The organism is Flavobacterium sp., from assembly GCF_049240005.1.
Classification (GTDB): domain Bacteria; phylum Bacteroidota; class Bacteroidia; order Flavobacteriales; family Flavobacteriaceae; genus Flavobacterium.
The window spans coordinates 30,327-53,570 of the sequence record NZ_JBMLTK010000028.1; the positions used below are offsets into that span (position 1 = coordinate 30,327).

A 23,244-nucleotide genomic window follows, 5' to 3' on the forward strand; every position below is an offset into this window, starting at 1 on the left:
TTAAAATATTGATATGTTTTGTTTTCTTGTGTTAGTCAATTATTGTTCTTGATTGTTTAAATGAATTGTTTTAGCCTCAATTATTTTCATTTTTAATTCGATGCTAAAATCATCTTCATAAATGAATGAAGTAATTATTTCATGTAATAAATCTCTATCTATTATGTTATCAGCAACATCAACAGCAATATATTCTATTTCTCTCATGAATCTACCAACTATGAAATCTAATTGATTGATTTCGAAAAAGTAAGCTGTTAAAACAACTGATGCTCTTTTGTTTCCATCAGAAAACGCATGATTTTTATTTAAGGCATAAAACAAATAAGCTGCTTTATCTTCTATAGTTGGATAATACCCATCATGTTGAACAAAATCTAAAACCGCTTCCAAATGTCCTTTGTCTTTTATGCCAAATAAACCACCTGATTTTTCTATTATATAGTCGTGTTCTTTGATAGCATATTCTATGTCAAAATAATTGAATTTCATACCCTATCTGTCTTTTAATCTTTTGAATACATCTATGTTTTCATCAATTCTTTCTTCAAGAGTTTTGCTTTTTTCACCTAAGAACCTATCAAAGTCTGTCTTTGAAACACTATCTATATATTGTTCAAGATTTTCATGCAAAACTTGCCTGAAACCATAATCTCTTGTAGCCATTTTTGTTCTTGCATCGTTGATTAATGGTGTAAATAATGGATGTTCTGCAAAGTTTTCAAGAAGATTATCCATTTCTGCCTTAGCCAATTTTCTATTATACTTTAACGACAATGATTTCATTTCGTGTGCTAAACCATTTTCAAAAGAAGCTATTAATTTTAAAACTTCAGCATACATGGTGTCTCTTACGTTTTCATTTGCTTCTAATTTTAAAACTCTTTTATACTCGTCTGCTTTTTCTTTAAAAACACATTGATAAATTTTATCTGTGTAGTATGAGTATTTGAAAGGACCTAAGTCTAAATATTCTTTTAAGGCATTTGTAAATTCTTTACGATAATGAGGTTCTTTTAATATTGTATTAAAAAAGTCTTCATCGCGTTGGTTGATGTATTTTGTAGAACCTCCTGTTTTTTGGTTTAAACTATCAATTACAATATCAAGCATTTTGCTTCTTAAAGCTTTTGCCATATCGCTCTCTACTAAAAGCATTCCGATGTTTAAAAACGATCTAAAATTAAACACGCCTAACTGTGGAGTTCTGCTAGACAAGTTTAGAATATGACCAAATTCTTCTTTGAATTCTTTTAATGATTTACCCTTTAATACATTATAACCGTTATGCTTTAGCTCTTTTTCATTATTTTCTAAGTAACGTTCTATTGTTACAACATCTATTTGATAAAATTCAGCAATTTGCTGTTTTGTGAATACATATTGTTCTTTAAAATACATACCCGGTATACCTACATAGTCTTGTAATTGCATTATGACTATATAGTTATTTAGAATGTTTTGACGGTCAATATTTGAAACGGTTAAATCTTTCATTTTCTGACTTTTTTGTTTTATTTTACAAGCACCTGCTACAAAACTGAGTTCTACTCTTTCACTACTTTTGTTACAACACAACAATTTTATTACTAAAAATTATTTAAAAAAACAATTATTGTTGATAACTTTTTTATGTTCTCCTCATTCATGAGGGAAACATATTGTGTTATTGTTGAAAAACCCTTATTTTACTGGTCTTTTGGTTTAGATTATTTTTAGTGATTTTATTCACAATTTTAATAAACATAGCTGTTATACTCCTGCTCGCTTAACCCAAACTCTGGATCTACCACCAAAACTTCAGCATAACTAAGCTCATAAAGTTTGTAAACCATAAGGTCGATTTGGTTTTCTAATTCTGTAGTGTCGAGGTTTTGTTTTTTATTTTCTATTATTTTATTAACTTTATCTACTATTAACTTTTGGATATTTGATTCAACAATTTTTATCGGTAATTTTCTTAAAAATGTCAACTTGACTTGAGCAAAAACTTTACCACTCTCTGTTATTAAAAGCTTATAAAGAAAGTTACCAAATTTTGAATTTAAAATTGATAGGATATACTTCAATTCAAAATTTTTATCGTTCTTTATGATGGAATGAACTGAGTCAATACAATAAAATTCATCTTCTATAAATGTTGCAATTAAATCAGCAGATGTTTGTCTCAGAAAAATTTTCGGTTCTCTAAAAAACTTATCATCTCTTTTACACCATAACCATTCTCCATATTCAATAAAATTTTCTTTCCATTTATCTTCGTATCTATGAAAATCTTTTCCTCTCATTACTGGTTTTGAATACTTTGAAATGATTGAATCATTAAAATAATTTTTCTTTTCACCTTGAACCTTAGCATAAACTGTAATTCCCTGAGTGCTATGTGTTATTGTCCCAAGATTTACAGTATTCGCAGAGTATTTTTTTAAAATTTTGTAATTATCTATTGTTTCGAAATCAAACGAAGTTGAATCATAATCATCTTGCAAAAGTTCTGATTTTTTTAACAAATTTAAGCTGTTATTTTGTATTAAATATTTTGTGAATTTTGTTTTAAATGATTTATTACTTTTTGATTTAATTAAAAAAGTTAGTGAACTATCCACAATAGCTGTTTCGAAAACATTCTCAATTCTTTCAGTTACTTCAATTATATTTGTTTTACTTCTAATATAATTCCTTAATTCTTGAAATTGAGTATAAACAGTAAAAGTATGTGGTGTTATGTATGAAAGGATGCCTTTGTGATTTAAATAATCTATTCCGATTTTAAAAAAGAAAATATATAAATCATAATGTTTTGATAAAACGTCTTTAAATAACTTTTGAAAAAACTCTTTATCTTTTTTATTTGAAACTTCTACATAAGGCGGATTCCCAATTACCACATCAAATTTTTCTACGCCAAACATCCAATCAGGGTCAAACCAGGCAGAGCTTTCGTTACTAAAGGGTTTCCATGCAGCTAATTGTTGTGCGCGCTTGTTTTGTCCGCCGGATTTGAGTTCGTTTTTATAGATTTCTTGTTGCAGTTTTTCGAAGTCGGATTTTAGTGTTCGCTTTTCAGTTGGCGAAGCTTGTAAATAGGCGTTTCTTATTTTTTGCAATTGCGTTTGCAATTGAGCCGTTTCACCAAAATCAAACTCAACAGCTTTTTCTTTGTTTTCTTGTTCTAATCCAATCAATGTGTTTGCCGTAACAAACTTAAATTCCAAATTAGGCAACGGAATAATACCTCTGTTCTCGGCAGTATCATTAATATTTTCGTCTATGATTAAAGAAAGAAAACTCCTTAGTTTAGAGATTTCTGCAGCAACGGGTTGAATATCTACACCGTAAATAGAGTGTTGGATTACGCCCAATTTTCTGGCATAATCACTTGTAGCCGACGATAACTTTTCTTCCATTATTTTACGCATAATGGCATTGTCAATTTTCTCTAATTGCTTCGCTTTCCACCAAACCGCACCTTTATCTAATTTTTTAAGTAATGCAATTATCTTGTGTAAAACTCCCATAGGGAAAGCTCCCGAGCCACAAGCTGGATCCAGGATTTTTACATCGCTCAAAGCTTCGAGAATTGCGATGGTTTGTTTGCTGTCGAAAGGATTTTCGGTATCGTCTTTTAGTAGAATCTCTAGTTTTTCTTCTTCGTCGATATTGGTTTTGGTTTTGATGTATTGCAATAGTGATTGTTCCACCATATAATCGACAATCTCACGAGGTGTATAAAAGCTTCCTGTAGATTTACGGGCACTTTTCTCGGTATCTGGGTCTATTTCTGCCAAAAGATTTTCGAAGATAGTTCCCAACATTTCGGGGTCTATACTTACCTCAAAATCGTTTGAACTATTTTCATCAATTGTAAAATTGTATTGTTCTAAAACTTCAAAAAAATCTTTAAACCATTGATTAGGAATATGTAGTGCAAAATTGGCTTGATGAATTCCTTCACTGTCTTTTGGGAAAAAATCATCCGCTTGCGCTTCAAAAAGTCCGCCATTTAAGAACGGAACTAGCTCATGGTTGTTAGGTAACTGATAAGGTTTTCTTTCATCGCCCTTTTTTTTATTCAAGATCAAAAAGAACAATTTTTCAAGAATTGAATGATAGTAATCATGCCTTTCGTTATCTACACTGGCTACCATTTTTGACGAAAGCCATTCTTCGGGGATCAACGGAAGACCATTGTCTGACTTCTTATTTTTCAGAAACCAGCAAAAAATGGTTCTGCCGATAAGTCGTACACCAAACTCTTGGTATTCTTTTCTATAATCATTTATTGGCTTGGTAGGCAATTGTAAGCAAGGGTTAAAAGACACTTCTTTCTTATTGATGCTTACTTTACCACCTATAAGGCTATAAAAAGCGGTTGCAATTTCTTCGTAGAATTTTTTATTTAGTTTTTCAACACTAAATGCTTCTTGTATTTCTTCTAGCGAGCTAAAATTACATCCGTTAATTCTGTTTTTGAATGTTTTGTTGGTTCTTGCTGGGTCAACAAAGTAAGTGTAACGTTTCCAGCTAGAAAATTTTTGATTTTTGTTGCCGTAATTTCTGCGAATGAACGAAAAGCGGAAACAGCCATTTTCGTCATAAAATATAAAAATGGCACCATCTTTAAAATCTGCTGAAAGTACTTTTTTGGCAATGTCGAACTGGATTTTCTTTGAGGAGCGTTCAGATAGTATTCCTTGATATTTACAAGTAAAAACAAGTAAATCAGACGCATCGCTAAAGGTAGCTTCACCTATTTTTATTAATTCTGAAAATCGTTGAAAATCGTTTTCAGTCAATATGTAGTTTAGGTCTTCGGAAATCTTTCGGAACGATGAAATTTTATCAAAAAAGAAATCGCCTACCAACTGAACAGAGAAATTTTGAATGAAAGGTATCGTCACGTCTTGGTTGTTTAAACGTTATAATAAAATGATTCGAATATAAGACAATCTCAATAGAAATATTGTTGAAAAGTTTATTGAAACAACTACGTATTACTCATCGCACGATATATCACAGTTTTAAATTTAAAGGGCTCTAAATAGCGTTGTACTAATTGTAAATATTTTGATTACACAACGTGCTTTTTGTTGGTGTCTGTTCGATAGAAAAATTGGTTTACTGGCGTTCGATAAAAAAAGTGAGATTACACCTTTAAGATGACCACTGAGGCGCAGCTTTACACGAAATGCACCTGAGTTAGTGCACTAGTTTTTACGGTAACGACTTTCCCGGCCCCGATTGCAGTGGAAATAACGCTGCAGCGGTGGCGTGTGCGGGCGTTTTTAGCGCGGCGACTGGCAGAAGCCCCGCAGAAAACTGCCCAAACCGCCGCCGCAAAAGCGGTATTGCAATGAAAAGCGGGAATAGCCGCATAAATAACGTGAGTTTGATATAAAGATCTACGTTCGAACGCTTAAATTGAGTCGTTTAAATAGTTCACGGGAATTTTTGCTGAGCTATTTTGAAAGCTAATCATTTAAACAGTCGCTTACTGCCTTGTATTTTTTTGAGGTACCTCGGTATACCAGGAAAATACGCCTTGTAATCAACCGTTTAAATGATTTCTAACTTTAATTTTTACATCGAACTCACGTTAAAGAAACAACCCCAACGAAGAGTTTTGAAGAATTTTAACGGCAGGCTGGTTGTTGCATGACCATTAACTCGACAGTGCTTGGCGATACATACGGTATGCCTAAGCCTAAACCTTTGCAAACCAGCCACAAACCCAATAGCGCGATGAAGAGTGGTAACAAAGGCGCGGCTTTGCGAACCAACACAGCGGCCGAACTCAGTAAAAGTGTGGTTGCCGCCAATAAGGGCGCAGTTCCTAAACCAAAAAGCAACATGTATAAACTGCCGTTAAGCGCGTTTCCGCTGGCTGTGGCGCCAAAAAGTGCCATGTATATCATCCCACAAGGTAAAAATCCGTTGATGAGTCCAACACTAAACGCTTTCACGGTCGGATTGTTCGGAACTAAAGGCAAAATGCCTGCTCGTAATTTTTGAAACAGTTGCAAACTCCAACGACTGCCCAGCAAAGCGGTAAACCTACGTTCGCGCAGTACAGCATATACCAGCATTAACGCACCCACAACTACCGCCATTTCTTGCTGCCAGCGCGCTAAGCCCAATTGCGCACCTGCGAGACCAAATAGTAAGCCTAGAAATCCGTAGGACAACGTTTTTCCGAGCACGTACAAACTTACGCGCCACCAACGACTGCGCTCGCCAGTAGGCTGACCTACGGCAAACCAACTCAACGGACCACACATGCCCATGCAGTGCACAGACGATAATAATCCTAAAACAACGGCGCTTGTAAACATCTTATTCTACGTAAAGGTTTTGCTTAAATCTAAGGTCTTTTCCATTTTGCCGCCACTCGAATGTAGCGTACCACAAGCCTTTTTCGAGCTTGCTTTTGGGAATGTTTAGAAACTGTTTGGAGTGTATTTGAAACGGTACTTCAAAATCGGATTTTTGGCTCGAAGGTCTTAAAAATGCAGCCGTTCCGATAAGTGTTTCGGCTTGGTTTTGAAAGCGTATTTCGACAGTGGTTGTTGTTTGCGAAATTTGTGGCTTTAAGTCTTCGGTTACAGCCGTTTCCGCGTCGAATTGTTTGTTGATTTTCTTTTCCTGACGGTAGTAATCTTCGAGCATTAACTCGTGATCGTAAGCGCTGTCGGTTTGTACTTTAATCACAAAATATAAGATAAATGCTATAAAACAGGCAAAAGCCAGGAGTACGTAACGGGATCCATTTGTTTTCATAAGTTTAGTTTTTAAAAGTATTCACGCGGACCTAAAAACTCGGTTGTGGCGTCTTCGATTTTCTTGCCGTTGGCCCAGATTTCGATATTTAGTTGCGTTTTTTCTCTTTTAAGTTCGGTTTCTGGAATTCGGATAAAGAAAGTTCCCTTAGCGAGTTTTTCGCTTCCGATGATAAACGAACTGCCGCCCACGCGATTAATTTGTGCATTTGGGTAGGTAATGCGCAGTTCGGTGTTTTGAATATCGTGCGTGGTTTTGTTGACAATTTTGTAGGTAAACACATTTTCAATGTACGTTCCTTGATGTTGAAACAGTTGTCCGGGAAGTCGGAGTACCGTGGCTTCAACCTCGTTGCGTTGTTGCAGCGTTATTCCTAAAACAAGGAGCAAAATGGCAAGAACAACGGCATAGGCTTTCATTCTAACGGTAAACACAAACGGCATCTGATTTTCAATTTCTTTTTCGCTGGCGTAGCGTATGAGTCCTTTTGGTAAGCCTACGTGTTGCATGATGCTGTCGCACTCGTCGATACAAGCGGTGCAATTGGTGCATTCGAGTTGCACGCCGTTTCGGATATCGATTCCGGTCGGACACACAAAAACGCATTGTTTGCAGTCGATGCAGTCGCCTTTTCCGCTGTTGCTGCGGTCTTCGTTTTTATTGAATTTGAATCGGCCAACTTCTTTTTCTCCGCGTTTATGGTCGTACATCACGTTAACGGTTTTGTCGTCTACCAATACACCTTGCATTCTGCCGTACGGGCAAACAATGAGACAAACTTGTTCGCGAAACCAGCTGTATATGAAATAAAATACCGCAGTGAAAATGAGTAGTGATATAAAAGTTCCAAGGTTGTTTGCGGGTCCGGTTTCTATAAGTTTGTACAATTCATTACTTCCGATGAGGTAAGCTAGAAATACGTTGGCAATCCAGAACGAAATCACAGCAAACAGAAACCACTTGAGTAGGCGTTTTCTGATTTTTTCGTTTGTCCACGGCATTTTATCCAACTGCATTTGTGCGGTGCGATCGCCGTCGATCCAGAATTCGATTCGTCGGAACAGCATTTCCATAAAAATCGTCTGCGGGCAAAACCAGCCGCAGAATATGCGTCCGAATGCCACGGTAAAGAGCGCCAAACCAACCACACCGATGATCATCACTAAAACGAAAATGTGAAAGTCTTGCGGCCAGAACGGGAATCCGAATAAGGAGAATCGGCGTTCAAGGACGTTAAACATCAGAAATTGTTGTCCGTTTACATGAATAAAAGGTGCGCTAAAGAGAAACGCCAGTAGCATGTAGCTCAGTGCTTTGCGTCGGTTGTACCATTTTCCCTTCGGAATTTTGGGATAAATCCAGGCGCGCTTTCCTGCGGCGTTCACTGTGCTGATGGCGTCTCTAAAACTGCTGTCGGTTGAATGTGCAGCCATTTTTTAGCGAAATTAGGGTTGAAGTGCTGCGACTGATTTTTCTTTGGAAGTGGTTTCGTCGGCGAGTTTGGCCTCGGGTTCAGCGGCTTTAGCATCTTTTGGATTGCTGCCTTGAAGTGATAAAACATAGCTCGCTACTTTCTGAATTTCGGTAGGTTTTATCACGGCTTTCCAAGCAACCATGCCCTTGCCGTCGCGTCCGCCTTCCATTACGGTGTTGAAAACGTTTTTAATGCCTCCGCCGAGAATCCAATAGTTGTCGGTTAAATTCGGACCAATTTGTCCGCCGGCATCAGCTCGATGGCACGCTACACAGTTGGTTTGAAAAATAGCTTTACCTTCGGCTAGATCTTTGGCATCGGTAAGTAAAGTAACTTTTTCTTTATCCATTAAATCCGGAGCAGTTTTTAAGTACTGTTCTACTTCCTGCTGAGCTACAGCCATTTCGGTGGTAAATTCTTGCGCTTGGTTGTAATCGCCAACCACGTGAAAGCGAACCAAATAAATCAGGCCGAAAACAATGGTAATGTAAAAGGAATAAACCCACCAAGGCGGAAGTTCGTTGTCGAGTTCTTTGATACCGTCGTAGTTGTGATCGAGCAGTAATTCGCCTTCATGCGCCAGAGGTTTTGATTTGGTAAGACGTTGTTTCCATTTTTTAAAGAACGGACTCTCAAGTAAAGGAAGTGCTTCAAGTGCATCGATTTTCTGTTGTTCTTCTTTGCTTAGCAGTAAGTATTTAATGGTAGCGAGCGCTTTGAACAGCATTTCGATACAAAGCAAAATCACAAAGAACACAAGCAGTGAAAGCGTTACCATTGGGTATTTAATAAACGCGGGCATGCTCCCGGTATCGAGTACGTATTCGGTTCCTCCAACAGCCAATCCGAAGAAAAAGCTGATTCGTAAAAGGGGAATTAAATTAGTTTTCATGTGAGTTGATTTAGAGGTTATTCTTCAACAAAGGGAAGCGACTCCAGTTTTTGAAGCGAAGGTTTTGAATAGGTGTACACCCAAAAAAACAGTCCGACGAAAAAGCTGAAGAACAGCAATAGTGATAAGATGGGATAGATTTCGATCCCGTCGATATTTTCGAGATTTTGCTTGACAAACTTGAGCATACACTTATTTTTTAATTTTAATATCGGTTCCGAGTCGTTGCAAATACGCTATGAGTGCTACGACTTCCCGCTCGTGCATTTCCACAAACTTTTCGTTGTTAGCCGCAGCTTTCTTTTTACTGGCTTCGTATGCTTTTACGAAATCGGGATCGTTAAACAGATTTTTTTCAATTTGTTGTGCTTGCGCAGACATTTGATTTTTTGCGTTGGCGATATCGCTTTGGCTGTACGGAACGCCCAGGGTTTGCATCGCGAACATTTTTTGTTCGATTTGCGAATAATCGGCGGCTTTATTTGCGAAAAGCCATTGATACGCCGGCATAATCGAACCTGGCGAGGTACTCTGTGGATTGTATAAATGGTTGAAATGCCAGTTGTCGTTGTATTTTCCGCCGATGCGCATCAAATCCGGACCGGTTCTTTTGGAACCCCATAAAAACGGATGGTCGTACACGTATTCGCCCGATTTGGAATACGTTCCGTAGCGCACCACTTCGGAACGGAACGGCCGAATCATTTGTGAGTGACACGAAACGCAGCCTTCGCGGATGTAGATATCGCGTCCTTCTAACTCCAGCGGTGAATAGGGCTTAACGCTTGTTATGGTTGGAATATTCGATTCGATAAGTAGAGTCGGAATTATCTGAATGCCCCCGCCAATAAGTATGGCTACTGTGGCCAACAAGGTTAGTTGTATCGGGCGACGCTCTAGCCAGCTGTGCCACTTTTCGTTGCCGTAGCGCTTGTTGCTGAGTTTTTCTAAGGCAGGAGCTTCAGCCGCGTCGTCGGTGACACCTTGTGATGCACGAACAGTTGCAACAACATTGTAAATGAGCAATACCACACCTACGAGATATAAAGTTCCGCCGATGGCGCGCATCCAATACATCGGAATGATTTGAGTTACCGTTTCGAGGAAGTTTCCGTATTGTAAGGTGCCGTCTGCTTTAAATTCTTTCCACATCGAAGCTTGTGTGAAACCTGCCACATACATCGGAATCGAATACAGAACTATCCCCAAAGTACCTATCCAAAAATGAATGTTTGCGAGTTTTATCGAATGCAGTTCGCGCTTGAATAACTTCGGAAGTAAATAGTAAATCATTCCAAAAATCAAGAAACCGTTCCAGGCCAAAGCACCTACGTGTACGTGTGCGATGATCCAGTCGCTAAAGTGTGCAATAGCGTTGATATTCTTTAGAGAAAGCATCGGACCTTCAAAAGTGGCCATTCCATACCCAGTGATGGCAACTACAAAGAATTTTAAAACCACATCGGTACGAACTTTATCCCACACGCCACGCAAAGTGAGCAGTCCGTTGATCATACCTCCCCAAGATGGAGCGATAAGCATCACAGAAAATACAACACCAAGATTTTGCGCCCAATCGGGTAAAGATGAGTACAGCAAATGGTGTGGTCCGGCCCAGATATAGATAAAGATGAGCGACCAGAAATGTATGATGGACAATCGGTAGGAATATACCGGACGGTCGGCCGCTTTCGGTACAAAATAATACATGATTCCAAGAAACGGCGTGGTAAGGAAAAAAGCCACTGCATTATGTCCGTACCACCATTGTACCAAAGCATCTTGTACACCTGCGTACACCGAATAGCTTTTAAATAATGATACCGGAAGTTCTAAGCTATTAAAAATGTGCAATACCGCTACGGTTATTACTGTGGCAATGTAAAACCAGATCGCCACATACAAATGTCGCTGACGCCGAACGAGTATGGTGCCAATCATGTTTATCGCAAAAACTACCCATACGAGCGTTATTGCGATGTCGATAGGCCATTCGAGCTCGGCATATTCTTTACTGGTTGTGATACCTAGCGGTAAGGTAATGGCCGCCGCAACGATGATTAATTGCCAGCCCCAAAAATGGATTTTCCCCAGTAAATCGCTGTACATACGTGTTTGCAGCAAACGTTGCATCGAATAGTAAACGCCTGCAAACATGGCATTTCCGACAAAGGCAAAAATAACGGCATTGGTATGCAGCGGTCGAAGGCGTCCGAAACTCAAAAACGAAATACCGTTAGTGAGATTTGGAAACAAAAACATAAAAGCTAAAAGCAAGCCAACGAGCATGCCCACCAATCCGAAAACAATCGATGCATAGATGAAATTGCGTACAATTTTATTGTCGTAATAGAATTTTTCAGGGACCATAATTAATCGTTTTGAATGGTTTTAGGAGAAACTACCGTTGGCGATGTTTCGGTTTTTGAATCGGTTACCGAATCGTCAAATAATACACGAACCGATGGGGTGTAATCGTCGTCGAACTGCCCGTTTTTTACTGCTTTGAAAAACGCATAGAGAAACAGTAATGCGATGATTAAACTGATGCTGATTAGTAAATAAATAACACTCATACCTTAAGATTATAGGAACAAAAGTAGTTTCGGCTTTTTGGACAAATCATGATATTTATCAGGTTTGAAACTTTTTTATGCGATAGGTTTTTCCAGATCTGGCGTGGTTTTATTTCGATTTGAAGCGCGCAAACACATTACTCATGATGGTCACAAAACTGATGATGGTAACGGTGCTCAAAGGCATGATAATCGCCGCTACTAAAGGCGATAGCGTTCCGGAAAGAGCAAAACTCAATCCAACGATGTTGTATAGAAGAGAAATCGTAAATGAGCCATATATGATACGCATCGCATTTTTACTGTACTTTAGGTAAGCGTTTAGTTTTTCAAAAACCGTTGCGTCGATAATGCCATCACAAGCCGGAGAAAATACGTTCACATCTTCGGCTAAAGCCAATCCGACGTTGCTTTGCATTAAAGCCCCAGCGTCGTTCAAACCGTCGCCCATCATCAAAACAGTTTTTCCTTCGTCTTGTAGTTTTTTAATGAAGTTGAGTTTTTGCTCGGGTTTTTGATTGAAGTGAAAACTTACCGAAGCGGGAAGGATGGAAGCTAGTGTGGCTTTTTCCGACGAATTATCACCAGATAAGACAACAATCTGATAGTCGTTTGCCAATTTATGGAAAAGTTCCGGCAAGTGTTTTCGATAGAGTGTAGAAAAGGTGATGCTTCCTTTGTAAATGCCTTCTATTTCAATATGTACCGCCGTTGCGTGAGTGGTTGTGTCCACAGCAGCGCCAATCCACGAAGCAGAACCAAGACGCATGTTCGTATTTCCAAGTTTGGCCTCGATTCCTTTTCCCGGAAATTCTGTAAAATCGCTGAGATCTTCCGCTTTTAATCCCAACAATTCGTTTGAAATCAATCTGCTGAGTGGATGGTTTGATGCGTAAACTGCCGATTTTATGGCAACAAGCTCGTCTTCGGTAAAGCTGCCCTTCCACGAAAGTGCCGAACTCGACGTGGTGGTAAGTGTTCCGGTTTTATCGAATACTAAAGTGTTTACAGCGGCTAATTGTTCGATAACAGCAGCATTTTTTAGATATAGTTTCTGACTTCCTAAAATCCGCAACACATTTCCGAGCGTAAACGGTGCGGTTAAGGCTAAAGCGCACGGACAAGCAACGATGAGTACTGCCGTAAGCACCTGAAAGGCCATTTGCAAGCTCGTAAAACTCCAGAAGATAAATGAAATAGCAGCCAAACCGAGCAGGGCAGGAGTGAAGTATCTACTAATGCGATCGGTGATGGTACTGTATGCTGCGCGTTTGTTTTTAGTAAAAGCTTCGTTAGCCCAAAGTTGTGTCAGATAGCTGTTCGAGATACGCTGACTCACGCGCAGCTTTACTGTTGCGCCATAAAATTTTCCACCGGCGTACAGTTTATCGCCCGATTGTTTGTAAACGGGTTTTTGTTCGCCCGTTACAAAACTGTAGTCGAGTTTGGCTGTCGCGGAAAGCAAAATTCCGTCGACAGGTATAAGTTCTTCATTTCGAATGAGGATGATGTCGTTCGGATTGATGTCGTAAACTGCAACTACAGCTTCCCCACCATCGTCGTTTACACGAGTAACGGCAATGGGGAAGTACGATTTGTAATCGCGTTCGAACGACAAAAATTCGTAGGTTTTTTGCTGAAAGAGCTTCCCAAGCAACATAAAGAAAATGAGTCCGCACATGCTGTCAAAAAATCCGGCTCCGTGGTCCAAATACATATCAACAATGCTGCGCACGAACATGGCAACGATTCCGAGTGCAATTGGGATATCCATGTTTAATCGTTTGGATCGGATTGCGTAAAACGCCGATTCGTAGTAGGGGAAGGCTGCGTATAGAAATGCTGGTAACGACAATCCTAACATCAACCAACGAAAAAACGATTTGTATTGCTCGAGCCAAAATTCACCTACTTCAAAATACTCGGGAAACGAGAGGAGCATGATGTTTCCGAAAGAGAAAAAAGCTACGCCAATGCGGTACAGTAAGTTTCGGTCGACCGGTTTTTCTTTGGCGTCAAAATGCTCCAGACTTATACGCGGTTCGTATCCAATATTGGAAAGTATTTGAACCAATTCGAATAGCGAAAGTTTGGGTTGGAAGACAATGCGAACGGTTTTCTTGAGAAAGTTAACCTGTGAGCGCAGTATAGCAGGAGAAATTTTATGCAGATGCTCGAGTATCCAAATGCAAGAACTGCAATGAATATGCGGAATGTGAAGTGTAATGATGTTTGTTTCTTCATTTTGAAATTCGAGCAAAGAGGAAACAATTGCCGGATCTTTTAGAAAAGCATATTTGATACTTGCATCGGCTGGTCTGGCGCCCGGATTGGCGTCAAAACGGTAGTAATCGCTGAGGTGGTTATCGGTGAAAAACTGATAAATCGTTTTGCATCCAACACAGCAAAAAGCACGTTTGTCGAATTGAAGTGTGTTTTGTGGGCTAACTAAAGTTCCGCAGTGGTAGCAGGGTGCATTCATAATAATGTCATTTTCCTGAAGCGAAATTCGGTTCTGCGTAGGCGAAAAGTTATGATAATTGTCAGTTTTGCCTTAATTTTCGGAAAAAATTGGTGATGTCGAAATGTGAGCAATGCATCGTGAGGCAGTTTAGTGCTGTGAAAGCGCTATCAAAGGAGCAATTGGTGCGTATGGCTTCTTGTAAAACGTCGTACACGGTGAAGAAAGGCGAGGCAGTTTTTGAGGAAGGCCGCATCACCAACGGCGTTTTCTGTGTGAAATCGGGTGTTTGTAAGTTATCGAAACTCAGCGCCAACGGCAAAGATCAGATTTTGAAGTTTGCAACAGCCGGCGAATTGCTCGGACAACGGTCGCTCATTACAGACGAACCTGCGAATTTAACGGCAACGGCACTCGACGATATGGAAGTTTGTTTCATTCCAAAATCCGAGATTATTGGGTTCTTCAATGAAAGCAATCAGTTTTCTTTGGAAGTCATGCGTTCTATTTGCGGCGATTTGAAGGAAGCTGATGAGCATAAAGTATCGCTTGCGCAAAAGACCGTCAAGCAACGTATTGCCGAAGTTTTGCTGTATTTGTATGATAATTTTGGCGTTCTATCCGACGGAAGTTTGCGCATTCAACTTTCCAGAGAAGAACTTGGCGGTATGGTAGGAACGGCAACAGAAAGTTGTATCCGACTTTTAGCGGAATTACAAAAAGAAGGCTATGTTAAACTCGATCGCAAACACATTAAATTGCTTGAAATTAATAAGTTACGTCATCTAGCCGAACATTATTAACAGACGGGTGATTTACATCTCATCTTTAAACTTCAATGAAATGCCAGCGAGTCGCATCGCTGGGTCGAAAAATGGAAACAAATCGGTAATCGCAGTACATGGATTAATCGATTTACAACCAATCGTTTTCTAAATCCACAACATAAACCAAATTCTAGGTTTCAATTGCTCTTGTCTTTTGCATTTTTAATGTCGGATAGGTGTAAACGAAGCGCTTCAACCGAAATAGAAATTTCCCAAAATGAGATTCCAAGGGAAATCAGTAAGCCCAACAAACTCAAACCAAATAGGTAAATACCCGAGGTTTGTTGCTCTAAAAACAACAACAGCATACTAAAAACCGACAAAAACAAGCTCAGTACGCCAAAGAGTTGCATGTTGCGGATTAACGTTAATCGCAAATTTAAATTTCTGATTTCCAGCAAGGTAGTTCTGCGCTCGTCTTCTTCGTACGATTTTTTTAAGGATCGAACGATGGTGGCAATGGTTAAGAAGCGGTTGGTGTACGCTAATAAAATAAGCGAAGTAGCCGAAAATAAAAGCGCAGGTGTTTCTATGGATAGTATCATAAGTCTTTTAGATAAGAAAAACAGACAAAATGTCGGTAAATAAGTCAAAAAGTCAGCTAAATTTCCTTTGGAATATAATTTGCCTTATCGCTTGCAAAAATACAGATGTTTAACTCATAAAACGAAATACCATGAACTTAGTAAAAAGAAATGGCCACAGCGCAAATTTGTTTCCTTCTTTAATTGAAGAATTTTTTAGACCCGATTGGATGGGTGGCATGCAAAGTGTAAATCACAGCGTTCCGCCGGTAAACATTCGTGAAACCGATAGCGCATTTACCGTCGAGCTTTCAGCTCCAGGAAAAAACAAAGACGATTTCCATATTGAAATCGACAATGATTTGTTAACCATTTCCAGTGAAGTGAAGACAGAAAATAACGCTGAAGTAGGTAAATACACACGTAGAGAATTTACCTTTAGTTCGTTCAAACGTTCATTTACTTTGCCTGATTCGGTTAATACCGACGAAATCAAAGCCAACTACGATAACGGCATTTTGAGCATTGCTCTTCCTAAGAAAGAAGAAGCTTTGCCAAAACCAAAGCGCTTGATTGATATTTTGTAAGTATTTTTCAAGAAAAAATGAGAGTCGACTATTATTGGTCGACTCTTTATTTTTTATTTTCTATCGAACTTTGATACATGCGGTAAAGCACTATACTACCTAAAATTACCGTTCCAACAAAAAAGAGCATTCCGACACCAATAAGTAACGTAGCGCCTGGCCAATGCATTAATTTAAACAAACCACCAGCAGTTGAAATTACTAGCCATGCAATCAAACAAAAAAGAAACTTCTTACCCATAAAAACAACGTTTTATATTTAATTAAATATATCTGTTTTGCTATCAAATATAAAGGAACCATAATACTTTTCAAAACTTTATTAAATTATTTAATTTGACAATGATTTTGATCGAATTCAAATTACCTAGTGTCATCCAGTATTGTCAGTATTCAATTTCAAGATTTCGCCTATCTTTAACCCATGACTTTAACTGTAGTAATTCTCAATTACAACGTTCGGTATTTTTTGGAGTTGTGTGTTCATAGTGTCGTGAAAGCAACACAAAATTTACAAGCCGAGATTATTGTAGTAGACAACAACAGCAGCGATGAATCGGAGCGTGTTTTGCAGGTGTTTCCGCAAATAAAATGGATTCAAACGGGCTATAACTCAGGTTTTCCAAAGGGAAATAATATAGGTGTTGAGGCCGCAACCGGTAAATATCTGTGCATTCTCAATCCGGATACCGTAGTTCCAGAGGATTTTTTTTCGTCATTTTTGGCTTTCGCCGAAAGGCATCCAAACTTCGGAATTGTTGGTCCGCATTTAATCGACGGCGCCGGTGCGTATCTTCCCGAAAGTAAACGCGGCGTTCCAACACCGTTCGTGGCTACTGCGAAAATTTTCAACCTTCACCGGTTATTTCCCAACATATCGTTTTTCAACAGTTATTATGCAGGGCATTTGAAACGCACTGATGTTGCTGAAGTACCGATTCTGGTTGGTGCATGTATGTTTATGGAAACAGAATTTTACCGACAGTTGAACGGTTTTGACGAGGCTTGTTTTATGTATGCCGACGATATCGACTTGTCGTATCGTTCGTTGCTTGCAAACCGAAAAAACTACTATTTGGGTACACTGCTGGGTTTGCATTTCAAAGGCGAAAGTACCGATCGTAACATTCAGTATATCAATCGGTTTCGAGAAGCAATGTTGTTTTTCTATCGGAAGCATTTCAAACCGAATTTCCTTTTTAACAATGGCTTGCGATTGGGTGCGTGGATTTTCGCAAACTTCAAGAGCAGACAGCAGACGAGAACACAACTTGAACCAACTGCGATTTTTTGGATTGCTTCCAACGAATTGCGCCTCACTGAATTTTCTTCAATTCTTGAAAAATTCGCAGTTCGCGTGCAAAAAATCGACCCAAATGCCGTACATTCGCAAACGTTTTCGGAAAACGAGCAGAATTTGATAATTTTTGACTGTAAAAGCGTTTCCTATCAACAAATCTTGGAAATCATGCAAGAAAAGGTACATCCCAAGGTTGGATTTCGGTTTGCATTGGCAAATAGTAAAGTGCTTGTAGGTAGCGATTCGTCGAACAGCAAAGGTGTTGTTCTGTTTTAATTCCAAAACCCGTTCACATTTTTAAAATTGATTACCGCTTTATAGTAATTTTGCACCGCAAAGGCGCTTAAGAAAAATATTATGGCAAGATACGAACTGAAGTTACCAAAAATGGGCGAAAGTGTCGCCGAAGCTACCATTACCAATTGGTTAAAACAAGTAGGCGATAGCATTGCTGCCGACGAAGCTGTACTGGAAATTGCAACTGATAAAGTTGACTCGGAAGTGCCTTCTGAAGTTTCAGGAACTCTTGTTGAACAATTGTTTCAAAAAGACGATTTAGTTCAGGTCGGACAAACGATCGCCATTATTGAAACTGCTGGTGATGCACCTGCTGCTGCACCAGTTGCCGAAGTTGCTGCTGCGGTTGCAACCATTGAACAAACGGTTAGTGTCGCAAAAGATTTAGTAACGGCACCCGATTTTAAATCGTCCGATCGTTTCTATTCACCGCTAGTAAAGAATATCGCCAAAACAGAAGGCGTAAGCTTGGCCGAACTCGATATGATTTCAGGCTCTGGAAAAGACAATCGCGTTACAAAAGACGATCTTTTGAAGTTTATCGAGAATCGTAAATCAGCACCTCAAGCACCAGCCGTTGTGCCGCAAGTTACCGCCGCTCCCGTTGTTTCTGCTGTTAGCGAAGCACCAAAGGCAGTTCCGGTTTCGGTAAATGGTGCCGACGAGATTGTGGAAATGGACCGTATGCGAAAACTCATTTCAGGTTACATGGTTGCTTCTGTACAAACTTCAGCACACGTACAATCGTTTATTGAAGTCGACGTGACCAATATTGTAAAATGGCGCGATAAGGTGAAAACGGCGTTCGAAAAGCGCGAAGGCGAAAAGCTAACGTTTACACCAATCTTTATGGAAGCGGTTGCCAAAGCGTTAAAAGATTTCCCGATGATGAATATTTCAGTAGATGGAGATTACATCATCAAAAAGAAAAATATAAACTTAGGAATGGCCGCGGCATTACCGAACGGAAACTTAATTGTTCCGGTTATTAAAAACGCCGATCAGCTTAATTTAGTTGGAATGGCTAAAGCAGTAAACGATTTGGGTAATCGTGCAAAAGCAGGAAAGTTAAAACCAGACGATACGCAAGGCGGAACATACACTGTGACCAACGTAGGAACTTTTGGCAGTGTATTCGGAACGCCTATTATAAACCAACCGCAAGTAGGTATTTTGGCTTTAGGCGCGATTCGAAAAGTGCCAGCTGTAATCGAAACTCCGGAAGGCGATTTTATCGGTATTCGTCAGAAAATGTTCTTGTCGCACAGTTACGATCACCGTGTGGTCGACGGTGCACTGGGAGGTAGTTTCGTAAAACGCGTAGCCGATTACCTAGAAGCATTCGATGTGAATCGAGATTTTTAATTAAAAAAGACTTTGTGATAAATATGGAGACCTTGGATTACAATCAGTAAATCCAAGGTCTGTTTTTATTTTGGTGCGATACTAAGGTTAAGTTCAAACAAGCAATTATAAATGTGCTTGAAAGTGCTGTTTTTACATAGTACATTACTGTATTCCGAACATCATAGGGCAGAAAATTGCTTTTTCAAGAGTTAAAGCATGAAATCTAGTCGTTACAAGTACGAAATTTTAATACTAACCCATAATTAATTGGAGCACTTTTCTTCAAACTACATTTGATTTCTATTTTGTGGAAATTGCAGCATCAATAACTCATTTCAACAATTTCCTTCACTTTAGCGATTGTTATTTGTTGTCGTTCGCCGAGTGCTTTCCAGCCGCGATTTTCAAAACGTTCAACCACAATTTCGGCAGTGTTTTCATAATTTTCTGTCGCTTCCGAAAGTTTTAGTGGCATTCCCATCAGTTTTAGAAATGCACTTGTTTTTTCGATGGCTGCCAGCGCTACTTCTTCGTCGGTTCCGCTTAGGTTCCAAACGCGTTTTCCGTACTGCGCTAGTTTGTCTTTTTTCGTTTCAAAAACAGCTTTGTATAAGTTTGGAGCGATGATTGCCAACGTTCGCGCATGATCGATTTCGTAAAGAGCCGTAAGTTCATGACCAATCATGTGCGTAGCCCAATCGGTCGGTACGCCTTTTTGAATCAGGCCATTTAACGCCATCGTAGCACACCACATGAAGTTCGATGCCAGTTTGTAATCCGATGGATTTTCAACAACCTCGGGTCCGATTTCCACAAGCGTTTGTAAGATACTCTCGGCAATTCGGTCCTGAAGCAACGCATCGTGCGAGTAGGTGAGGTATTGTTCCATAACGTGCGTAAATGCATCGACAACGCCATTTTGTAACTGTCGTTTTGGCAAGCTCTGAATCACAGTAGGATCGCAAATCGAAAATTGAGGAAACAGTGCTTTTCCGCCGAGCGTTAACTTTTCTTGTGTAGCTTCAATGGTAACAACTGCCCCGGAATTCATTTCGCTTCCGGTTGCTGGTATAGTTAGAATGGTTCCGAAAGGAATAGTTTTTGAACTGTCGATAAAGAGAATGCGCTTTCGCAGAATTTCAATCGGATCGCCTTCAAAATTAACTGCTCCGGAGATAAATTTCACGCCGTCGATAACGCTCCCGCCACCAACAGCCAAAACAAAACCGATTTCATTTTCGCGAATAATAGCAACTGCTTTCATCAAAGTCTCGAATCTGGGGTTGGGTTCAATTCCGCCGAATTCAATGACAGTTTTTCCAGCTAATTGCTTTTTTACTTGCTCGTAAATTCCATTTTTAAAGATACTACCTCCGCCATAAGCGAGTAAAATAGTTTTATTTTCAGGCAGTAAGCTGCTTAATTTTACAATTTGTCCTTTTCCAAAAACATAGTTGGTTGGATTGAAGTATTCGAAGTTAGTCATGGTATAAATTTAATGGAGCAAAGTTCGTATTTCGCTTTAAAAGCCGAATTAAAATGAACTTAATGTTTGGTTAAAGTTAATAGGATTGAGCCACCCAACTGCAGTAGTTTCTTGGCTATATTTGTACGCTCAAACTCAATCTATGCCACTTTCTTTACACCGACCCATTTGCTTTTTCGATTTAGAAACAACAGGAACTGATATCGCACGCGATCGTATCGTAGAAATTTCCATACTAAAAGTTTTTCCAAACGGAAACAAAGAATCGAAAACATGGCTGGTTAATCCAACAATTCCGATTCCCGCAGTGTGTACAGCAGTACATGGCATTAGTAACGAGCAAGTAGCCAATGAGCCTACTTTTGCACAACTGGCTCCACAAATACATCAAATGATAAAGGATGCCGATTTAGCCGGATTCAACTCCGATCGATTTGATATTCCGCTTCTCGCAGAAGAATTGCTCCGTGCAGGTGTCGATTTCGACATGGGCAATCGCGTATCCGTTGATATTCAGACTATTTTCCACAAAATGGAAGAACGTACACTTAGCGCCGCCTATAAATTTTATTGTGGAAAAAATCTGGAAAACGCGCATTCCGCAGCAGCCGACACAAATGCAACCTACGAGATTTTACTCGCACAAATTGAACGTTATCCGAATTTAGCGCACGATACTAAAGGTTTATCTGAATTTTCAACTAGAAAGAAAATCGCCGATTTTGCAGGAATGATTGCCTACGATAACGACGGAGATGAGATTTTTACCTTCGGAAAACACAAAGGAGCAAAAGTGACACGCATTCTCGAATCGGAACCTGGCTACTTTAGCTGGATTCAAAACGCTGATTTCCCGCTCTATACGAAAAAAGTACTTACGGCAATTAAGTTGAGAAAACTGAATACAAAATCATAAAAAAAGCCGTGCGTAGCAGCACAGCGTGGAAATTATTCTTGGTTTTTAATATTGCCAGCTATTTTGGCTCAGATTTATATTACCCAGCAATTACGTCGTTTCTCATGAGAATTATTTTTAGAGTAATACAAATTTACGATTTTCTTTTGGTCTTAAATTATTATCGCAAAAAAAATTATCTAACCTCTAAACTATCGCCCGTTACGAATTGCTTCGATGTAATTGATGCTTTTGAGTGAAATTCTTGAACGAATATGCTGCTAAAACCAGATAAGGAGTGTTTAGCAATAATAGTAAGACGAATATATGTGGATTCATCTTGCCATTCTTCTTCCAAATCTTGTGTAGTTCGAACACGCCAAGCATGCAAGCTATTCGGGTCTGCGGATTTCCTTTCGGGAATGTACGATATAAAGTCCTGTACTAATTTAATGTCCTTTCCTTGAATATTATGACCGCCGATTCCTCCCACTTGTTTGTAAAAAGTAGGTTCAACACGAACATCAAAAATTTCGGCGGAAGTTTTATTAACGAATTTAAAAAAGTAGTTGATTTGACCATCTAACTCCCTTTTACTGATATGCGGCGATATGCTAATTTGAGCGCGTTTTTTTCTAAGAAAGTAAATTAAAAACAAATATGAGGAAATAAGTCCTGTAGCTATACTCAGAAATTGCGAAGTTAAAATTTCGAACATGGCGGATACAATTTGAAAGGCGTAAAGTGTAAAAATAGTGATTTCTTCGAACTAAATCAACGCGCTTTTTTGAGCATTCGTAACTAAAATTTGTGCATTTTTGGCAATCGCTAATGCTAACTCATATGAAGATTATTTGCGTAGGAAGAAATTACGCCGATCACATTGCCGAGCTTAAAAACGAGACACCTACCGATCCCGTTTTGTTTTTGAAGCCCGACAGCGCACTCATTCTAAAACAACATCCGTTTGTGATTCCTGAATTTTCATCCGAAATTCATCATGAAATAGAACTAGTGGTCAAAATCAATAAAGTTGGAAAGTACATCGAACCGCAATTTGCATCGAAATACTACAACGAAATTACTGTTGGCATCGACTTTACAGCGCGCGATCTACAACAAAAACTTAAAGATAAAGGACTTCCTTGGGAAAAAGCCAAAGCTTTCGACGGCTCTGCACTTGTCGGTAATTTTCTGCCTGTCAGCGACTTCGATTCGCTTGAAAATCTTAATTTCGAACTTCGAAAAAACAACCAAAGCGTTCAAGTCGGAAATTCGGCGTTAATGCTAACTAAAATAGATGATTTAATTGCCTACATTTCTACGTTCTTTACCTTAAAAATAGGCGACCTTATCTTTACCGGAACTCCAGCCGGCGTAGGTAAAGTCGAAGAAAACGACGTTCTAGAAGGCTATCTTGAAAACCAAAAACTATTTCGATTACAAATTAAATAATGGCACTACACTATAACCTAGCAAAAGTTTATGCAATTTCTGAAAACGACGATGAGTTCGCCAAGCAAATTGCCACACTTTTCGTAACCGAAGTTCCACAAGAAATGGAACTCGTGAAAACAGGAATCGAAACGAAAAAGTACGATCAAACGCACGCCGCAGCTCATAAAATCAAGCCAACACTCGATTTGCTCGGAATGGATAACGCCTATGAAGAAGTGAAACTCATCGAAGCATGGGCCAAACGAAAAGGCAAACGCAGAGAGATTAAAGACACCTTCAAGGATTTATCCGTACGTGTAGACAAGGCCGTTCGCGAAATCATGAAAGACTTTTCGCTATAAGC

Annotated in this window: 22 protein-coding genes; 7 read left to right on the forward strand and 15 right to left on the reverse strand. The window is 39.3% G+C overall.

The window, feature by feature from the left end:
* Positions 1-39 precede the first annotated feature (39 nt).
* From ACOVQQ_RS02795 to ACOVQQ_RS02845, 11 genes are all read right to left on the reverse strand, one after another.
* Entirely contained in the window at positions 40-492 is a 453-nt protein-coding gene (locus ACOVQQ_RS02795) for a type II toxin-antitoxin system death-on-curing family toxin (RefSeq protein WP_421816842.1), read from the reverse strand.
* A 3-nt stretch (positions 493-495) separates the two neighbouring features.
* Positions 496-1,497 (reverse strand): DNA-binding protein, encoded by a 1,002-nt coding sequence (locus tag ACOVQQ_RS02800; RefSeq protein WP_166235706.1) that lies wholly within the window; start codon positions 1,495-1,497, stop codon positions 496-498.
* A 239-nt stretch (positions 1,498-1,736) separates the two neighbouring features.
* Positions 1,737-4,901, reverse strand: a complete 3,165-nt coding sequence (locus ACOVQQ_RS02805; RefSeq protein ID WP_421816843.1) for an Eco57I restriction-modification methylase domain-containing protein — start codon at positions 4,899-4,901, stop codon at positions 1,737-1,739.
* A gap of 732 nt (positions 4,902-5,633) precedes the next feature.
* Positions 5,634-6,332: a sulfite exporter TauE/SafE family protein gene (locus ACOVQQ_RS02810; protein ID WP_421816844.1), complete on the reverse strand. Its 699-nt coding sequence runs from the start codon at positions 6,330-6,332 to the stop codon at positions 5,634-5,636.
* 1 nt (position 6,333) lies between these two features.
* Positions 6,334-6,777, reverse strand: a complete 444-nt coding sequence (locus ACOVQQ_RS02815; protein WP_421816845.1) for a FixH family protein — start codon at positions 6,775-6,777, stop codon at positions 6,334-6,336.
* Between the two features lie 11 nt (positions 6,778-6,788).
* Entirely contained in the window at positions 6,789-8,210 is a 1,422-nt protein-coding gene (gene ccoG / locus ACOVQQ_RS02820) for a cytochrome c oxidase accessory protein CcoG (protein WP_421816846.1), read from the reverse strand.
* Positions 8,211-8,222: 12 nt separating this feature from the next.
* Positions 8,223-9,143 carry a cbb3-type cytochrome c oxidase N-terminal domain-containing protein gene (locus tag ACOVQQ_RS02825; protein ID WP_421816847.1) on the reverse strand — a complete coding sequence of 307 codons (921 nt, stop codon included), beginning with the start codon at positions 9,141-9,143 and terminating at the stop codon, positions 8,223-8,225.
* Between the two features lie 17 nt (positions 9,144-9,160).
* A complete protein-coding gene (locus ACOVQQ_RS02830) occupies positions 9,161-9,331 on the reverse strand; it encodes a CcoQ/FixQ family Cbb3-type cytochrome c oxidase assembly chaperone (protein ID WP_298148648.1) in 171 nt (56 codons plus the stop codon).
* Positions 9,332-9,335: 4 nt separating this feature from the next.
* Entirely contained in the window at positions 9,336-11,513 is a 2,178-nt protein-coding gene (gene ccoN / locus ACOVQQ_RS02835; protein ID WP_421816848.1) for a cytochrome-c oxidase, cbb3-type subunit I, read from the reverse strand.
* A 2-nt stretch (positions 11,514-11,515) separates the two neighbouring features.
* On the reverse strand, positions 11,516-11,719 hold the full coding sequence (ccoS, locus tag ACOVQQ_RS02840) for a cbb3-type cytochrome oxidase assembly protein CcoS (RefSeq protein ID WP_094485826.1): 204 nt from the start codon (positions 11,717-11,719) through the stop codon (positions 11,516-11,518).
* 109 nt (positions 11,720-11,828) lie between these two features.
* Positions 11,829-14,201 (reverse strand): heavy metal translocating P-type ATPase, encoded by a 2,373-nt coding sequence (locus tag ACOVQQ_RS02845; RefSeq protein ID WP_421816849.1) that lies wholly within the window; start codon positions 14,199-14,201, stop codon positions 11,829-11,831.
* Between the two features lie 95 nt (positions 14,202-14,296).
* Between ACOVQQ_RS02845 and ACOVQQ_RS02850 the strand changes: the two genes are divergently transcribed.
* A complete protein-coding gene (locus ACOVQQ_RS02850) occupies positions 14,297-14,983 on the forward strand; it encodes a Crp/Fnr family transcriptional regulator (RefSeq protein WP_421816850.1) in 687 nt (228 codons plus the stop codon).
* A 161-nt stretch (positions 14,984-15,144) separates the two neighbouring features.
* On the opposite strand, the gene ACOVQQ_RS02855 is transcribed toward ACOVQQ_RS02850, so the two are convergent.
* The gene (locus tag ACOVQQ_RS02855; RefSeq protein ID WP_421816851.1) at positions 15,145-15,552 is read right to left on the reverse strand and encodes a DUF2721 domain-containing protein; all 408 of its coding nucleotides are present in this window, start codon (positions 15,550-15,552) and stop codon (positions 15,145-15,147) included.
* 131 nt (positions 15,553-15,683) lie between these two features.
* Between ACOVQQ_RS02855 and ACOVQQ_RS02860 the strand changes: the two genes are divergently transcribed.
* On the forward strand, positions 15,684-16,118 hold the full coding sequence (locus tag ACOVQQ_RS02860) for an Hsp20/alpha crystallin family protein (RefSeq protein WP_421816852.1): 435 nt from the start codon (positions 15,684-15,686) through the stop codon (positions 16,116-16,118).
* Between the two features lie 46 nt (positions 16,119-16,164).
* Here ACOVQQ_RS02860 and ACOVQQ_RS02865 read toward each other — a convergent pair whose 3' ends face one another.
* Positions 16,165-16,359 (reverse strand): hypothetical protein, encoded by a 195-nt coding sequence (locus ACOVQQ_RS02865; protein WP_421816853.1) that lies wholly within the window; start codon positions 16,357-16,359, stop codon positions 16,165-16,167.
* Between the two features lie 183 nt (positions 16,360-16,542).
* Between ACOVQQ_RS02865 and ACOVQQ_RS02870 the strand changes: the two genes are divergently transcribed.
* Both ACOVQQ_RS02870 and ACOVQQ_RS02875 read left to right on the forward strand, forming a co-directional pair.
* The gene (locus ACOVQQ_RS02870; RefSeq protein WP_421816854.1) at positions 16,543-17,694 is read left to right on the forward strand and encodes a glycosyltransferase family 2 protein; all 1,152 of its coding nucleotides are present in this window, start codon (positions 16,543-16,545) and stop codon (positions 17,692-17,694) included.
* A gap of 81 nt (positions 17,695-17,775) precedes the next feature.
* Positions 17,776-19,080, forward strand: coding sequence for a dihydrolipoamide acetyltransferase family protein (locus ACOVQQ_RS02875; RefSeq protein WP_421816855.1), 1,305 nt, complete (start codon positions 17,776-17,778; stop codon positions 19,078-19,080).
* A 304-nt stretch (positions 19,081-19,384) separates the two neighbouring features.
* On the opposite strand, the gene ACOVQQ_RS02880 is transcribed toward ACOVQQ_RS02875, so the two are convergent.
* Positions 19,385-20,548 (reverse strand): iron-containing alcohol dehydrogenase, encoded by a 1,164-nt coding sequence (locus ACOVQQ_RS02880; protein ID WP_421816856.1) that lies wholly within the window; start codon positions 20,546-20,548, stop codon positions 19,385-19,387.
* Positions 20,549-20,690: 142 nt separating this feature from the next.
* Between ACOVQQ_RS02880 and ACOVQQ_RS02885 the strand changes: the two genes are divergently transcribed.
* On the forward strand, positions 20,691-21,464 hold the full coding sequence (locus tag ACOVQQ_RS02885) for a 3'-5' exonuclease (protein ID WP_298148624.1): 774 nt from the start codon (positions 20,691-20,693) through the stop codon (positions 21,462-21,464).
* A gap of 175 nt (positions 21,465-21,639) precedes the next feature.
* On the opposite strand, the gene ACOVQQ_RS02890 is transcribed toward ACOVQQ_RS02885, so the two are convergent.
* Positions 21,640-22,161 (reverse strand): hypothetical protein, encoded by a 522-nt coding sequence (locus ACOVQQ_RS02890; RefSeq protein ID WP_421816857.1) that lies wholly within the window; start codon positions 22,159-22,161, stop codon positions 21,640-21,642.
* 125 nt (positions 22,162-22,286) lie between these two features.
* Between ACOVQQ_RS02890 and ACOVQQ_RS02895 the strand changes: the two genes are divergently transcribed.
* Together ACOVQQ_RS02895 and ACOVQQ_RS02900 are read left to right on the forward strand one after the other, a co-directional pair.
* Positions 22,287-22,898, forward strand: a complete 612-nt coding sequence (locus tag ACOVQQ_RS02895) for a fumarylacetoacetate hydrolase family protein (protein WP_421816858.1) — start codon at positions 22,287-22,289, stop codon at positions 22,896-22,898.
* Positions 22,898-23,242 (forward strand): Hpt domain-containing protein, encoded by a 345-nt coding sequence (locus tag ACOVQQ_RS02900; RefSeq protein ID WP_421816859.1) that lies wholly within the window; start codon positions 22,898-22,900, stop codon positions 23,240-23,242. The genes ACOVQQ_RS02895 and ACOVQQ_RS02900 overlap by 1 nt, the downstream gene beginning before the upstream one ends.
* The last annotated feature ends 2 nt before the right edge of the window (positions 23,243-23,244 follow it).

What these genes read in the sequence shown, in the direction of transcription:
- ACOVQQ_RS02795 (WP_421816842.1), bottom strand. Translation starts at nt 492, where the DNA reads ATGAAATTCAATTATTTTGACATAGAATATGCTATCAAAGAACACGAC.
- ACOVQQ_RS02800 (WP_166235706.1), bottom strand. Translation starts at nt 1,497, where the DNA reads ATGAAAGATTTAACCGTTTCAAATATTGACCGTCAAAACATTCTAAAT.
- ACOVQQ_RS02810 (WP_421816844.1), bottom strand. Translation starts at nt 6,332, where the DNA reads ATGTTTACAAGCGCCGTTGTTTTAGGATTATTATCGTCTGTGCACTGC.
- ACOVQQ_RS02815 (WP_421816845.1), bottom strand. Translation starts at nt 6,777, where the DNA reads ATGAAAACAAATGGATCCCGTTACGTACTCCTGGCTTTTGCCTGTTTT.
- ccoG (WP_421816846.1), bottom strand. Translation starts at nt 8,210, where the DNA reads ATGGCTGCACATTCAACCGACAGCAGTTTTAGAGACGCCATCAGCACA.
- ACOVQQ_RS02825 (WP_421816847.1), bottom strand. Translation starts at nt 9,143, where the DNA reads ATGAAAACTAATTTAATTCCCCTTTTACGAATCAGCTTTTTCTTCGGA.
- ACOVQQ_RS02830 (WP_298148648.1), bottom strand. Translation starts at nt 9,331, where the DNA reads ATGCTCAAGTTTGTCAAGCAAAATCTCGAAAATATCGACGGGATCGAA.
- ccoN (WP_421816848.1), bottom strand. Translation starts at nt 11,513, where the DNA reads ATGGTCCCTGAAAAATTCTATTACGACAATAAAATTGTACGCAATTTC.
- ccoS (WP_094485826.1), bottom strand. Translation starts at nt 11,719, where the DNA reads ATGAGTGTTATTTATTTACTAATCAGCATCAGTTTAATCATCGCATTA.
- ACOVQQ_RS02845 (WP_421816849.1), bottom strand. Translation starts at nt 14,201, where the DNA reads ATGAATGCACCCTGCTACCACTGCGGAACTTTAGTTAGCCCACAAAAC.
- ACOVQQ_RS02850 (WP_421816850.1), top strand. Translation starts at nt 14,297, where the DNA reads ATGTCGAAATGTGAGCAATGCATCGTGAGGCAGTTTAGTGCTGTGAAA.
- ACOVQQ_RS02855 (WP_421816851.1), bottom strand. Translation starts at nt 15,552, where the DNA reads ATGATACTATCCATAGAAACACCTGCGCTTTTATTTTCGGCTACTTCG.
- ACOVQQ_RS02860 (WP_421816852.1), top strand. Translation starts at nt 15,684, where the DNA reads ATGAACTTAGTAAAAAGAAATGGCCACAGCGCAAATTTGTTTCCTTCT.
- ACOVQQ_RS02865 (WP_421816853.1), bottom strand. Translation starts at nt 16,359, where the DNA reads ATGGGTAAGAAGTTTCTTTTTTGTTTGATTGCATGGCTAGTAATTTCA.
- ACOVQQ_RS02870 (WP_421816854.1), top strand. Translation starts at nt 16,543, where the DNA reads ATGACTTTAACTGTAGTAATTCTCAATTACAACGTTCGGTATTTTTTG.
- ACOVQQ_RS02875 (WP_421816855.1), top strand. Translation starts at nt 17,776, where the DNA reads ATGGCAAGATACGAACTGAAGTTACCAAAAATGGGCGAAAGTGTCGCC.
- ACOVQQ_RS02880 (WP_421816856.1), bottom strand. Translation starts at nt 20,548, where the DNA reads ATGACTAACTTCGAATACTTCAATCCAACCAACTATGTTTTTGGAAAA.
- ACOVQQ_RS02885 (WP_298148624.1), top strand. Translation starts at nt 20,691, where the DNA reads ATGCCACTTTCTTTACACCGACCCATTTGCTTTTTCGATTTAGAAACA.
- ACOVQQ_RS02890 (WP_421816857.1), bottom strand. Translation starts at nt 22,161, where the DNA reads ATGTTCGAAATTTTAACTTCGCAATTTCTGAGTATAGCTACAGGACTT.
- ACOVQQ_RS02895 (WP_421816858.1), top strand. Translation starts at nt 22,287, where the DNA reads ATGAAGATTATTTGCGTAGGAAGAAATTACGCCGATCACATTGCCGAG.
- ACOVQQ_RS02900 (WP_421816859.1), top strand. Translation starts at nt 22,898, where the DNA reads ATGGCACTACACTATAACCTAGCAAAAGTTTATGCAATTTCTGAAAAC.